The 12,985-nt window shown below is 59.7% G+C and carries 12 protein-coding genes; 5 read left to right on the top strand and 7 right to left on the bottom strand.

Annotation, left to right across the window (positions count from 1 at the left end; genetic code table 11):
* Window positions 1-10 precede the first annotated feature (10 nt).
* The 4 genes from fusA to PTE30175_RS05245 form a co-directional block, all read right to left on the bottom strand.
* Window positions 11-2,086 (bottom strand): elongation factor G, encoded by a 2,076-nt coding sequence (gene fusA / locus PTE30175_RS05260; RefSeq protein ID WP_150695991.1) that lies wholly within the window; start codon window positions 2,084-2,086, stop codon window positions 11-13.
* Window positions 2,087-2,228: 142 nt separating this feature from the next.
* Window positions 2,229-2,969, bottom strand: a complete 741-nt coding sequence (locus tag PTE30175_RS05255) for a BON domain-containing protein (protein WP_150695990.1) — start codon at window positions 2,967-2,969, stop codon at window positions 2,229-2,231.
* Between the two features lie 165 nt (window positions 2,970-3,134).
* Window positions 3,135-3,344: a CDGSH iron-sulfur domain-containing protein gene (locus tag PTE30175_RS05250; protein WP_150695989.1), complete on the bottom strand. Its 210-nt coding sequence runs from the start codon at window positions 3,342-3,344 to the stop codon at window positions 3,135-3,137.
* Between the two features lie 150 nt (window positions 3,345-3,494).
* Window positions 3,495-3,905 carry a (R)-mandelonitrile lyase gene (locus PTE30175_RS05245; protein ID WP_150695988.1) on the bottom strand — a complete coding sequence of 137 codons (411 nt, stop codon included), beginning with the start codon at window positions 3,903-3,905 and terminating at the stop codon, window positions 3,495-3,497.
* Between the two features lie 129 nt (window positions 3,906-4,034).
* Between PTE30175_RS05245 and PTE30175_RS05240 the strand changes: the two genes are divergently transcribed.
* The 3 genes from PTE30175_RS05240 to PTE30175_RS05230 all read left to right on the top strand — a co-directional run bounded on the left by PTE30175_RS05240 (window position 4,035) and on the right by PTE30175_RS05230 (window position 7,328).
* Window positions 4,035-4,928: a LysR family transcriptional regulator gene (locus PTE30175_RS05240; RefSeq protein ID WP_150695987.1), complete on the top strand. Its 894-nt coding sequence runs from the start codon at window positions 4,035-4,037 to the stop codon at window positions 4,926-4,928.
* A gap of 22 nt (window positions 4,929-4,950) precedes the next feature.
* Complete coding sequence (locus PTE30175_RS05235) at window positions 4,951-5,652, top strand: YceH family protein (protein WP_150695986.1); 702 nt, start codon at window positions 4,951-4,953, stop codon at window positions 5,650-5,652.
* Between the two features lie 401 nt (window positions 5,653-6,053).
* On the top strand, window positions 6,054-7,328 hold the full coding sequence (locus PTE30175_RS05230) for an aminotransferase class V-fold PLP-dependent enzyme (RefSeq protein ID WP_150695985.1): 1,275 nt from the start codon (window positions 6,054-6,056) through the stop codon (window positions 7,326-7,328).
* Between the two features lie 107 nt (window positions 7,329-7,435).
* On the opposite strand, the gene PTE30175_RS05225 is transcribed toward PTE30175_RS05230, so the two are convergent.
* From PTE30175_RS05225 to PTE30175_RS05215, 3 genes are all read right to left on the bottom strand, one after another.
* Entirely contained in the window at window positions 7,436-8,815 is a 1,380-nt protein-coding gene (locus tag PTE30175_RS05225) for a cation:dicarboxylate symporter family transporter (RefSeq protein WP_150695984.1), read from the bottom strand.
* 88 nt (window positions 8,816-8,903) lie between these two features.
* Window positions 8,904-10,238, bottom strand: a complete 1,335-nt coding sequence (locus tag PTE30175_RS05220) for an aminotransferase class I/II-fold pyridoxal phosphate-dependent enzyme (protein WP_338044403.1) — start codon at window positions 10,236-10,238, stop codon at window positions 8,904-8,906.
* Window positions 10,141-10,806, bottom strand: a complete 666-nt coding sequence (locus PTE30175_RS05215) for an RraA family protein (protein ID WP_150695983.1) — start codon at window positions 10,804-10,806, stop codon at window positions 10,141-10,143. Before PTE30175_RS05215 ends, PTE30175_RS05220 begins: the two co-directional genes overlap by 98 nt.
* A gap of 126 nt (window positions 10,807-10,932) precedes the next feature.
* Here PTE30175_RS05215 and PTE30175_RS05210 point away from each other — a divergent pair, with 126 nt between their 5' ends.
* Window positions 10,933-11,883, top strand: a complete 951-nt coding sequence (locus PTE30175_RS05210; protein ID WP_150696080.1) for a LysR family transcriptional regulator — start codon at window positions 10,933-10,935, stop codon at window positions 11,881-11,883.
* A gap of 238 nt (window positions 11,884-12,121) precedes the next feature.
* Complete coding sequence (locus PTE30175_RS05205) at window positions 12,122-12,946, top strand: ABC transporter substrate-binding protein (protein WP_224788612.1); 825 nt, start codon at window positions 12,122-12,124, stop codon at window positions 12,944-12,946.
* Window positions 12,947-12,985: the final 39 nt, after the last annotated feature.

Raw genomic sequence — 12,985 nt, 5'->3', positions numbered from 1 at the left:
GCGCAGCCGTCTATTTCCGTGACAGCACACCCGCCACCTCGGGCTCGACCTCGGCGTAGTGGTCGAACTCCATCGAATGCAGCCCGCGACCCTGGGTGGCTGAGCGCAAGTCGGTGACATAACCGAACATTTCGGCGAGCGGCACCTGGCCGACGATGGCTTCCACGCCGCCCGGGCGTGGCGCCACCGACTCGATTTCGGCGCGACGGGCCCCCAGTTGCCTCAGCGCGGCCCCGGTGAATTCGGTCGGGACCAATACCTCGATGCGGAACATCGGTTCGAGCAGCACCATCCGCCCCTTGCCGAAAGCCGCCTGGCAGGCATGGGCGGCCGCCGTACGGTAGGCAAATTCGCTCGAATCGACGGAATGGCTAGACCCGCCTTCGAGGCGAACTTCGATGTCGGTCACAGGATAGCCCGCCAGCGCGCCGGCGTCGGTGGCGTCTCGTACCCCCTGTTCCACGGCCGGAATGAATTGGCGCGGCACCGCCCCGCCGCTGACGGCGTTTTCGAAGCGCACGCCCGAACCGCGCGCGCCGGGGCGCAACGACAGAATCACATGGCCATATTGACCATGCCCGCCGGTCTGATGGATGAAGCGCCCCTCTTCGTGCGCCACCGCGCGCGTAAGCGTTTCTTTGTAGGCCACATGCGGACGCCCCATTTTTGCCGCAATGCCATATTCGCGCGCCAGCCGGTCCATCAATATTTCGAGGTGGAGCTCTCCCATGGCGGCAATCACCAGTTGGCCACTTTCGTCGTCAACGCTCAGTTGCAGGGTCGGGTCTTCGTCGGTCAGCTGCCGCAATGCATCGGCCATTCGGTCATGGTCGGCAAGTGTTTTCGGTTCCACCGTGGCGCGCAGGACCGGCTCCGGAAACGTGATCGACTCCAGCGTCACCGGATGCTCCGCCTGGCACAGGGTATCGCCCGTAAACGTCTGGTTCAAGCCCAGGAATGCGCCGATGTCCCCGGCATGCAGCATTTCGACGCTTTCGCGGTGATTAGCGTACATGCGTAACAGGCGCCCGGCCCGTTCCTTGCGGTTGCGCGTGGCGTTGTGCAGCAACATGCCGGAACCGACCGTGCCCGAATAGACGCGCGCGTAGGCCAAATGCCCGACATAAGGATCGTTGACGATCTTGAAGACGAGCGCTGCGAGGGGTTCCTCGTCGTCCGGCTCAAGACAAATCGTGAGGCCGCTCGCGGGATCGATCCCCTGGATTTCGCCGACGTCGAGCGGCGAAGGCAGAAAATCGACCACACAGTCCAGCAATGGCTGTACGCCAACGTCCCGCAATGCGGCGCCGCAGCACACGGGGAACAGGCGATTGGCAAGGGTGGCGCGACGCAGCGCCTCGCGCAACGATTGCGCGCCGATGTCGCCGCCCGCCAGGTAAAGCGAGAGCAGGTCATCGTCCGCCTCGGCAACGGCCTCGATCAAGCGCTGCCGCGCCGCATCGGCCTCGGCACGATACTCGGCCGGCACGGCACCTCGCTCCGGCCTGCCGTCCGGGACGAGCCCCCAGCGCAGCGCCTGCATCGACAGCAAATCGATCACGCCGTCGAACCCCGCCTCCTGGCCGAGGGGGACTTGCAGGCACGCCACCGGCGCGCCGAGGCGCTCACGCACGCTCGCCACCGCGCGCTCGAAGTCTGCCCCGATACGATCCATTTTGTTGATGAAGCACAGCCGCGGCACCCGGTAGCGGTCGGCCTGCCTCCACACTGTCTCGCTTTGCGGCTGCACGCCGTGCACGGCATCGAAGAGCACCACCGCACCATCCAGCACCCGCAACGAACGCTGGACTTCGGCGGTGAAATCGATATGACCCGGGGTATCGATCAGGTTGATCATGCAGTCGCGCCAACGCGCGCTGATGGCCGCGGCCACGATCGTGATGCCGCGCTCGCGCTCCTGGGCCATCCAGTCGGTCACTGTCGTACCGTTGTCGACCGAGCCCAGGCGATGCGTGCGGCCCGTGTGGAAGAGAATCCGGTCGGTGATGGTGGTCTTGCCGGCATCGATGTGGGCGATGACGCCAATGTTGCGGATGGCGGCGGTCGGCGCAAGAGGTTCTGCCACGGCGCATCTCCTGGGGCCGGGCAACGCGAGCCCGAAATTAGCGTGAACAGGCCTTGGTCCACTGAATCAGTGGGATGGGCGCCTCACGTGACCAGCGCCGTCCGATTTCAGTGATTCAGTGGACTATGCCGCCGCCGCTCTGTCAGGCCCTGACTTCGATGCGATTGACAACCTTGTCAATCGCGTCCACGTACCAGACGTCCCGTTCCGCCTGCTTGCTCTCCGCCTCGCTCGACACCCAGCCCGCAAGCGTCACCATGTGATCCTGCGAATGGACTGTGATCTGGTCGGCATGCACATACGGGTCGGATTCGAGCACCAGCTGAACCGCGTCGGTGATTTCGTCGTCGTTGTCATCTTCGTCAGGGAACACATCCAGCAGGTTCATCACGTCGCGGCAACCGCCGGCCCACCAGGCGAGGACCCCGGCCAGGCGCTTGTGGGACAGGCTGATCACCTGCCCCGTCAACGTCACGACGCCGTCCTGCACCGTGACTTCGATGGCGCCGCTGCCATCCTCACTGCCAGCCTCGTCCATCGCGCTGCGCAGTATTTCCACCTGCCCCTTGACGCGCGCGCAGATGACGCAGTTGCGGAAATCCACCGCCTGCAAGAGCCGCTCGCAAACACTGTCCCGCAGCGCGCCGTCGGCGACCGGCGGGCCGGCACGCAAGCGCAGGCGGTCGACCAGCGCCGCCCCCTCGCTGAACTTGTGCGTCAGATGCATCAGGCGCTTCTTGGACGCGATATCCGGCACCTCGCCTGTGACCGTCAAGATGCCGTCGGACAGGCTCATATGGATGGGAAAGCTTTGCGGATTCAAGTGCGATTCATGCTCGAATGCCGCCAGTACCTGCTTCAAGACCGTATCACTGCTTTGCATGATCCGCCTCGCGCAAAGAATTGATGGCGCGGCACACTCGATGGGCCGCCCCCACGCGGACCTGGCCACATCGATGCGGGCGGGGCCAGTGCCACTCAAATCATTATAGGCACTGCGCCAGCGCAAATTGTCAGGGCTTGTCAGGCGCTGCGCGGGAGCCTATGGTCAGGGCTTGGGCTCCGGGACGCTCTGGAAGCCGACTTTCTTGTGCGTGCCGTCACAGAAGGGCTTGTTTTCGGAATGTCCACAGCGGCACAGCCAGACCTGTTCGCCTTCGAAGGCGAATTCGCGGCCCGCCGGCGTCACGATCTTGAGATTGCCCTTGACACGGTACGGACCGTTGTCCTGAACGGTAACAACGACGTCGTCGCTCATGGCTGCCTCCCGAGGGAAATGAGGAACGAAGTCCCATTGTAGGCACCCACGCGGCGGCGCATCAAGCGAACGCCGCCCCGGCAGTCGGCTTCCCTGCCAGACCAGGGCCACGTACAGCGCATCCGGAGCGATGCCGCGGGCGCCGCCCGCCTATTGAGCCGCGGAACCGGCCGAGTATTGTTCGTTGCTCACCTTTTCCATCCAAGCAACGACCGTGCCCTCCAATTGTTCCTGAACGGCGATGTGGGCCATGGCCGTGTACGGCGCGGCGCCATGCCAATGTTTCTCGTGCGGCGCGATCAAGACCACGTCACCCGGCTTGATTTCCTCGATCGGGCCGCCCCAGCGCTGTACCAAGCCGCAGCCTGCCGTGACGATCAGCCTCTGGCCCAGCGGGTGGGTATGCCATGCCGTCCGGGCGCCGGGCTCGAACGTAACGCTGGCGGCCGACGCACGCGCCGGATCGTTGACCTGGAACAACGGGTCAACGCGTACCGTGCCGGTGAACCATTCGGCCGGACCATTGCCGGAGGGCTGCGAGCCGCAACGTTTGATTTCCATTTCAAAACTCCTTCTCTGTTCGATGAGTGCAAGCGTCGGTTTCCGACTGCCGATGACGTGAATGTAGTGCGCGGAGCGATCCACGGGTAGGTGCTAAACTGCGCAAAGCGATATGAGCCAAATTCATAAATGCAGCGCATAGACTTCAACAACCTTCGCGCCTTCATCGTCGTGGCGCGCGAACGCAGCTTTACGCGGGCAGCCGCGCAAATGGGCGTGTCCCAGTCGGCGCTCAGCCATACCATTCGTGGATTGGAAGCAAAACTCGGCATCCGGCTGCTCACACGCACGACGCGCGGCGTCTCGCCGACCGAGGCGGGTGAACGGTTGCTATTGACCGTCGGGCCATACTACGAGGGCATCGAAGCCGAGCTGGTCGCCCTGAGTGAGCTGCGGGAAAAGCCGGCAGGCAACATCCGCATTACCGCGCACGACCACGCGGTCGATACCATTCTCTGGCCCAAGTTGGCCAAGTTCCTGCCAAACTATCCGGACATCAGTGTCGAGATCAACGTCAACTACGGGCTGATCGACATCGTCGCGGAGCGCTATGACGCCGGCGTGCGCAGCGGCGATCAGGTGGCGAAAGACATGATCGCGGCGCGTATTGGCCCGGATTACCGCATGGCGGTCGTCGGGTCTCCAACTTACTTCTCCAGTCGCCCAAAGCCGGAGACGCCTCGAGACTTGGCTGCGCACGACTGCATCAATCTGCGGCTACCCACCCACGGCGGCCATTACGCCTGGGAATTCGTGAAGGATGGTCAAGGTTTGCAGGTGCACGTTCAAGGTCAATGCATATTCAATACCACCCCGCAGATGCTCACGGCAGCCTTGGCCGGGTTTGGCCTGGCGTACGTGCCGGAGGACCTCGTGCTTGAGCATGCCGCTGCAGGGCGCCTCAGGCAAGTGCTCGACGACTGGTGTCCCACGTTTCCCGGCTACCATCTCTACTATCCAAGCCGCCGGCAGACGTCGCCGGCGTTCGCCTTGCTGGTCAACGCGCTGCGCTACCCGCGCTAAATCAGAGGTTCACTTTATTTCAATGACAAACGCCAATTCCGATGCTGTTCCGCGCCGAGAAATTCGTTCTCTGACACCCCTTGAGGGGCGCGTGCTGGCCGTGTTGCTCGAGAAGCAGTTCACGGTACCGGACACGTATCCGCTGTCGCTTAATGCACTGACCTCGGGCTGCAATCAGAAAACCGCGCGATCCCCCGTCATGAATGCCACCGAGGCCGAGATACTCATGGCCATCGATGGCTTGAAACACCTGAGCCTGGTGATGGAAAGCAGCGGAAGCCGTGTGCCGCGCTTCGAACACAACATGAATCGCGTGTTCAGCATTCCAAGCCAATCCGCCGCGTTGCTCGGGACGCTGCTTCTGCGCGGTCCGCAGACGGCTGCCGAATTGCGCTTGAACGCCGCGCGGCTGCATTCCTTTGCCGACACCTCGTCGGTCGAAGTGTTTCTGGAAGAGCTCGCCGCCCACAATCCACCCCGCGTGGTAAAGCTGCCGCGGACCCCGGGCGAGCGCGAGAGTCGCTGGATGCATTTGCTGTGTGGCGAAGTCAATCTGAATGTCGTGCCGGAACGCGGCACCGTCGAGGACGCCATTTCGCCCGCCGAGTTCGAGGCGCTCAAGGCCGAGCAAAAGGCGCTTGCTCACAAGGTGAGCCAGCTTCAGGCGCTACTCGAACACATGGCCGGCGAACTGGGAATTTCCATCGACAAGGACACGCTTTAGTCCAGCGCTGCCGCGTACGCCTTGGCGACAGCGTCGAAGATCCTCCGGGCCAACATCGGCAACGCCGAAAGGGCCCTCCACGACGCGGTTGTCCCGTATCCAGAATACGTCATGCACCGCGTGCCATCTCTCGAAGGTCGTTCCCTCTGCGCGCGCAATCAGTGAGAAAAATCGATATATTTTCATCACAAAAAATCGCTTTTTCTCCTGATTACGGCGTCATATCGTGTCCGCACGGCCAGGAACCGGCGTTCGGAATCCTCGATTCCCAAGTGACGCCAAAGGTGAAGATTTTTTTCTTCACGATGCGGACGATTCAGACTCGGCCGCAAGCCTTTCTCGAGAGATGCCGGACTCCTGTCAGCCGCCCCATAACGAAGTGGAAACGACGCGTCTCAGCCATGAACGAATCTATCGGCTCACTGTTCCCGGAAGCACTCACTCGAGAAATCAAATCGCGGTTTCACTACGTAGATCGCGACTTTGACGGAAAAATCAGGTTGTTCTTCGACAATGCCGGCGGCTCATTCAGGCTCAAGGCGGCGGACGAACAATATGCGACAGTCGACGCGATCCCCGATTGCACCGAGCGCACACATCGCACTTCTCGGCACCTTCAGGCGATTCAATCGAGAGGTACCGACGACTTTCGTCTCATGTTGAATGCAGTGGGCGGTGCTGTGTTCGCCTCACTGACGGCATCCGGCGCGATGTTCGATATGGTTCGAGCCATTGCCGAGAACATCCCGGGCACCAATTTCGTGACATCCTGCCTGGAACACCCGTCCTCGTTTGACGCGGTCACCTGCTATGCACAGCGCCTCAATAAAGAACTTCGGGTGGCCAGGAGCAACCCCGGAACGGGAGGCATCGATGTTGGCGAAATTGTTGGGCTGATTGACGAAAACACCTCGTTCCTGAGCGTGATGTACGCGTCAAACATTTCCGGCGCGAAAATCGACATCAGGACGATCGTCAAGCGCGCGCGTGAAATCAAGCCCGACTTGTACATCATTGTCGACGCAGTTCAACACGCACCGCACGGGGTGATTGACCTGAATGAAACGCCGGTCGACGCCATCAACATCGCCCCTTACAAATTCTTCGGCTGCCGAGGCTCGGGACTGTCGTGGCTGTCAGACCGTGCCGCGCGACTGCCTCATCACAAACTGAATGGCAAGCCTGTCGACTTTTGGGACCTTGGCAGTTCCGCGCCGGCACAGTTCGCCGCGATCACCTCCATCGTCGACTACGTATGCTGGCTTGGCGGCCACTACACCGAGACTTCTGACCGTCGCGAGTTGTTTGTGTCAGGAATGAAGAAAATCGAACTGCACGAGCGTGCACTGCTCGCACGCATGCTTGACGGCACGCCTGACGTCCTCGGTTTGCGGCACATCACGGGGGCGAAGGTTCTTCTTGACCACGAGGACCTGACCAAACGCGACCTGATTGTTGCCCTTGAATTGCAAGCGTTCTCTCCCGCCGAAGCGGTCAAGGAGTACGAGAAGCGTGGCGTTATCGTATATGAGCGGGTTGCGACAAGCTTGTACTCAAAGCGCATGCTTGATTCGTTCGGCATCGATGGCGCCATTCGGGTATCCCCGCTTCATTGCCATTCGGTGGAAGATATCGACAGGTTTCTGACGATTACCGCTCAAATCATGCAGCCATGAAGCGCATATAGCGCTCGCGCAGCGCGATCTTCCCGGATATCCGCACAATAAAAAAAGCAGAGATGCCCCCACATCTCTGCTCAAGCGTACTGCATGGATGAGTTTTCTTATTCGGTATGCACCAGGGCCATTTCCTCTCGCGTATTCAGCGGGTCTTCCTTGGCGTTCAGGCTCGCCAGATACGCTCGCCCCTTCGCCGCGTCGTATTGCCCTTCCCACTTGGCGATCACCAACGGTGCCAAGGCATTACCAATGACATTCAATGCAGTACGGCCCATGTCCATGATTCGGTCGATGCCTGCGATGAAGGCCAGACCTTCAAGAGGTAGCCCCGCGCTCGCCAAGGTCGCCAGAAGGATAACGAACATGAAGCCAGGAACACCCGCCGCCCCCTTGGAGGTCACGACCATCGTCAGTGTGAGCACGACTTGTTCTTGCAGCCCAAGCTGAATCCCGTAGAGCTGAGCCACGAACAGCGTTCCAACGCCCAGGTAAATGGACGCACCGTCCAAATTGAAGGTGTATCCGGTGGGTACAACAAAGGTTGTGATTGCCTTTGGCGCGCCATAGTCCTCCATCTTCCTCATCAGTTGCGGAAGTACGGTCGCAGAGCTGCACGTCGAAAACGCGATCACGAGTTCATCTTTGATGATGCGCGAAAGCGTAAAGATGTTGAACCCGAAAAGCTTCGCGGTAATTCCGAGCACGCCGACCGCAAATATGAGAATCGCACTGTAGGTGACAGCCACAAGTTTCAGAAGCGGCAGCAGTGAGCTAAAGCCGAAGTTCGCCACAGTCACGGCGATAAGCGCCGCGACCCCGACAGGCGCATATCGCATCACCATATTCGTGACTTTGAACATCGCGTCAGATACGCCGCGAAGTGTAGCCAACACCGGTTGTCGAAGCTCCGGAGATACCGTCTGAAGCCCCAGTCCGAAAAGCACCGAGAAAACGATCACCGGAAGCAGATCACCGCGGGCCATGGATGCAAAAATGTTATCCGGCACGATGCCAAGCACCAGCTGCATAAACCCGTGATGGGTTGACACGCTCTGGCTTGCATTCTGAAACGTCGAGATATCGACCCTCCCGAGTTGGGAAATATCGGTGCCGGCGCCAGGTTGCAGCAAGTTTCCGAAAGCGAGACCGATCATGATGGCGATCGTGGTAACGACCTCGAAATAGATCAGTGTCTTGAATCCGATTCTACCCAGCGTTTTTCCATCTCCCACGCCCGCAATGCCAACCACCATGCTGGTAAACACAATGGGGACCACAATCATCTTGATAAGCTTGATGAACAGGTCACCGGCGGGCTGCAAATAATTGGCGACAATATCTGCCCGCGCTGCGGGAAAATGGTTGAGCAGAAAGCCAATCAGAATTCCTGTCGCCAAGCCAAGTGCAATCTGAAAGGCCAAGCCAATGCGGACAGCGGGCCGCTTCGGAGCAGCATCCAGGTGTTGATTTACGACAGCGCGCATGTTTCTCTCTCCTGCTTGCGCCGTACTCCAGTGACGCAAACGACGCGCACCGCCGACATGGAAGCGCCGGCGGTGCATGTTGACTCAGTCAGCCCAGTGCCACGCAAGCGGCGACAATGCGCTTGCATCCTTCACGAATCGCGTCTTCCGACGCGGCGAACGAGAGTCGAATGTGCGGAGGAACACCATAAGCGGTGCCATCCAGCGTGGCCACGCCGGCTTCCTCCGTGAAATAGCTGACCACGTCCATGTCGGAGTTGAGCGTCTTGCCCTTCGGCGTCCTCTTTCCGAGCATGCCGGCAACGGACGGGTAGAGATAGAACGCGCCAGAGGGAGGCGTCACTCGCATGCCTGGCGCATCTTTGAGCAGTTGCGCCATGAGCTTTCCTCGTGCTGCGAAGACCTTGGCAGCGTGCTGCGGGGACGCTTGACTGCCAGCGAATGCGGCAATCGCTGCCGCTTGGCTAATGGAGCTCGGGCAAGTCGTTGTCTGCGAAATCAATTTCGAAATAGCGTTGACCAGAGTCGCCGGACCCGCACCATAACCCAGTCGCCACCCGGTCATCGAATAACCCTTCGACGCACCATTGACAATCAAACTGCGCTCCCGAAGTTCCGGCACGACCGCCAACGGGGATACGTGTTTACTTCCGTCGAAGATGAAATGCTCGTAAATTTCATCTGACATCAGCCAAACGTGCGGATGGCGCGTCAACACCTCTCCCAACGCCCGGATCTCTTCTTCGGAGTAGACAGCACCCGTCGGATTATTGGGGCTGTTGAGGATGAGCCATTTCGTCGCCGGCGTGATCGCCGACTCCAGTGCGGCCGGCGTCAACTTGAACCCTTCGGGTTCGCTGCCGACAACGACGACAGGAACGCCGTCGTTCACGACAACCATGTCCGGATAGGAAACCCAATACGGCGCATGAATGATGACTTCGTCGCCCGGGTTCAACGTCACCGAAAGCGCATGAAAGATGATGTGTTTCCCGCCGGCACCCACGACGATGTTCTGAGGGCCGAATTCAACTTGATTGTCCCGCAGAAGCTTTGTCGCAATTGCCTTGCGCAATTCCGGCGTACCGCTGGAGCCGGTGTATTTGGTCCGTCCGGCACGCATCGCGGCGATTGCCGCTTCGATCACGTGGTCAGGGGTTGGCAGGTCCGGCTCGCCAATCGTGAAATCGATGATATCGCGGCCTTCCGCTCGCAGCTTATCGACGAGTGCCTTTGCAGCCATGCTTGGCGACGGCTTGATTCGATGGATGCGTTCGGAGAGAAATGGGGTATTCGACATGTTGAGCTCGAGAATTCCGGATGAGTTATGCGGCCAGACCCTTGGCTTCAAGAATCGTTTTGATCCACGCCTGTTCGCGGTGCCCCGTCGCGATCTCCGCCTGAATGGCCTGCTCCTTCTCATTGTGTTTGGCCGCGAGTGCCAGGAGCTCGTCGGCGTCGGATTGCGGGAAGCAAACCACGCCGTCCTCATCGCCCACGATGATGTCGCCCGGGTTCACAATCTGGTCGCCCACGCTGACCGGCACATTCAGTTCGCCGGGACCGTCTTTGTACGGACCGCGGTGGATGACGCTTCGGGCATAACACGGAAAATCTTCGAAACAGGCCACGTCTCGAATTGCGCCGTCAATCACAAAGCCGACGCAACCCTGCGCCTGTGCGTGCAGCTTGATAAGTTCACCGACAAGCGCATTGCGGGAATTGCCACCGCCGTCTATCACCAGGACATGGCCCGGCTGAAGCATCGTGAGTGCCTTGTAAACCATCAGGTTGTCGCCTGGACGGCACTTGACGGTAAAGGCGGTACCGATGAGCTTGCGCGTTCGGTTATAGCGCGTGAGTCCGACAATGCCGATGCTACGTGCAAGGTTGTCGCTCAAATGGGGTACGACAACCTTCTCGAGTGCGGCAACGATGGATGCCGGTGCTACGACAGGCGCCGGATTGACGCGAAAGCCCGGGAGGCTCATGAAAAATCTCCGTCTTGTAAGACGCCAAGCGGCGCAACGGAGATAACAATACGGCGCCAAATTGTTGTAAAAAAGCGATTTTTTTCTATCGTAAAATATCGATAAATTTCATGTTTGGAGACGACGATGCTTACCTTCAAGCAAGTCGAGGCGCTGTACTGGATTGTGCAACTCGGCTCTTTCGAAGCTGCCGCGAGCAAGCTCAATGCGAGTCAGTCAGCGATCTCGAAGCGCGTCCAGGAGCTCGAGAGCACCTTCGAGTTTGATGTGTTCGACCGCTCGAAGCGCAGCGCCAGGCTGACGGAGAAGGGGGAGGAGCTCTTTCATTACGCCAAAGAGCTGCTGGAACGGCGCGACGAAATCGTCGAACGCGTGAGTGCGAAAGAGGTGCTGGTACGGCGGTTGCGCCTGGGCGTGACCGAACTGACTGCACTTACTTGGTTGCCGCACCTCATCGCCGCCATCAAGCGGGCGTATCCAAAGGTCGTCGTGGAGGCCGAAGTCGAACTGAGCGCCACGCTGCGTGAGCGGCTTGAGGCCGACACGGTGGACTTCATCATCGTCCCGAGTGCGCCCGTCAGCGAACGCTTTGTTTCGACGCACATCGCCTCCGTCGAGAATGCATGGCTCTGTGTGCCCGGGATGGCGCAGAACAAAGGCTCGATTCCGCTTTCCGAAATCGCCCAGTTTCCCCTGCTGACCCAAGGAAACCTTTCAGGCACGGGCATGACCTACGGCCGGTTCCTTCTCGAGCACGGCGTGAGTATCCCCAAAGTATTCGCCAGTAACAACCTGTTGGCGCAGATTGGATTGACGTTGTCCGGCATGGGCGTGAGCTATCTGCCCAAAGCATGCCTCAACTACCTGATCGCCGGCGGCGTGCTGCAGGAAATACGGACGCGCCCACCGCTTCCCCCGATCGAATACGTGGCCCTGTATCGTGCCGATCACGCCTATTCCCTTAATGCGGAAATCGCCAAGCTGGCTGAAGAGAGCTGCGACTTCAGTGCGCTGCTTTTGACGCCACAGGCCCCCAAACCAGCACCCGGCCAACGTAGGGGAATTCCCTCGAAGTAGCGTCGGCCACATCAAACGCTGAAACCCGATCTCATCAAGAAGCCCTTGAACCCGGGGGGCCGCGCAATACATCGCTTTTTCTCATGGAAAATCATAAAAAAATATCGCTATTTTCGTTATTTTTGCCCTGAAACAATCGGTTCATCGGTGACCCGCGAGTCTACAATCGGCTAGATGCGACGTCCATGGGCGTGGTCACCGCAATATTTGGACCACCGCTACGTAGATGGAGCATTCAATGAAGACGATTGCGCAACTCGCCGTTGCCGTATGCGCCCTGACTGCCGCTTTTGCGAGCAGCGTGCATGCGGATGAACTCAGTGACATCAAAGCGCGCGGAACCCTCGTGTGCGGCGTACAAAGCAACCTTGAGCCATTCGGTTTCCAGGACCAGGCGACTCGCGAGCTGCAGGGCTATGACATCGATTTTTGCAAGGGTGTCGCCAAACATCTCGGGGTCAAGCCCGAACTGAAGATTGTGTCGCTCGAGGGCCGTATCCCCGAACTGCTCGGCGGCCACGTTGATTTGCTCGCAGCGGTGCTCGGATATACGCCTGAACGAGCAAAGCAAATCGGCTTCAGCGACGGCTACTTCGTGAGCCAACACCGGTTGGCCGTGCGAGCGGACGGCCCCTACAAGATGCGTGACGACCTGGCCGGCAAACGCATCAGCATCATCAAGGGTTCGAGTACACAGAACTTCCTGGCCAAAGTCCTTCCGACCGCCCAACTCGTCAGCTACGAAGACGGCCCGTCGGCGTTCATGGCGCTGGCCCAAGGCAAAGTTGACGGCTACGCGCTATCCGAAACGCTGCTTCGCCGATTCATCGCGAAGCTGGGCGCAAACGGGAAAATCACAGTGCTGACCCCGCCGCTCGGCGAAGAAACATGGGGCCTGGGCGTCCGAAAGGACCAACCGGCGTTCCAGAAAGCCGTGAACGCCGCACTTCAGGCCATGGAAAAGTCCGGCGAAGCGAAACAGATCTTCGACAAATGGCTAGGCCAAGGCTCCATCTTCAAGATGAATCGTGAATTTACGATTCAACCCATCAAGACACAATGACGCATAACGGGCGCGGGGTCTCCCGCGCCTCGTAGCAAC

Origin of the sequence: Pandoraea terrae, assembly GCF_902459695.1 — a bacterium.
In the GTDB taxonomy this organism is placed as follows: domain Bacteria; phylum Pseudomonadota; class Gammaproteobacteria; order Burkholderiales; family Burkholderiaceae; genus Pandoraea; species Pandoraea terrae.
Note: the sequence above shows the minus strand (reverse complement) of the source record. Positions and strands in the feature narration are given on the sequence as shown.

Excerpts from the sequence above, each read along its gene's own strand:
- PTE30175_RS05225 (WP_150695984.1), bottom strand. The coding sequence starts at position 8,815 with ATGCGCGCTGTCGTAAATCAACACCTGGATGCTGCTCCGAAGCGGCCC.
- PTE30175_RS05230 (WP_150695985.1), top strand. The coding sequence starts at position 6,054 with ATGAACGAATCTATCGGCTCACTGTTCCCGGAAGCACTCACTCGAGAA.
- PTE30175_RS05245 (WP_150695988.1), bottom strand. The coding sequence starts at position 3,905 with ATGGAAATCAAACGTTGCGGCTCGCAGCCCTCCGGCAATGGTCCGGCC.
- PTE30175_RS05250 (WP_150695989.1), bottom strand. The coding sequence starts at position 3,344 with ATGAGCGACGACGTCGTTGTTACCGTTCAGGACAACGGTCCGTACCGT.
- PTE30175_RS05240 (WP_150695987.1), top strand. The coding sequence starts at position 4,035 with ATGCAGCGCATAGACTTCAACAACCTTCGCGCCTTCATCGTCGTGGCG.
- PTE30175_RS05220 (WP_338044403.1), bottom strand. The coding sequence starts at position 10,238 with ATGAGAAGGAGCAGGCCATTCAGGCGGAGATCGCGACGGGGCACCGCG.
- PTE30175_RS05215 (WP_150695983.1), bottom strand. The coding sequence starts at position 10,806 with ATGAGCCTCCCGGGCTTTCGCGTCAATCCGGCGCCTGTCGTAGCACCG.
- PTE30175_RS05210 (WP_150696080.1), top strand. The coding sequence starts at position 10,933 with ATGCTTACCTTCAAGCAAGTCGAGGCGCTGTACTGGATTGTGCAACTC.
- PTE30175_RS05255 (WP_150695990.1), bottom strand. The coding sequence starts at position 2,969 with ATGCAAAGCAGTGATACGGTCTTGAAGCAGGTACTGGCGGCATTCGAG.
- PTE30175_RS05205 (WP_224788612.1), top strand. The coding sequence starts at position 12,122 with ATGAAGACGATTGCGCAACTCGCCGTTGCCGTATGCGCCCTGACTGCC.
- PTE30175_RS05235 (WP_150695986.1), top strand. The coding sequence starts at position 4,951 with ATGACAAACGCCAATTCCGATGCTGTTCCGCGCCGAGAAATTCGTTCT.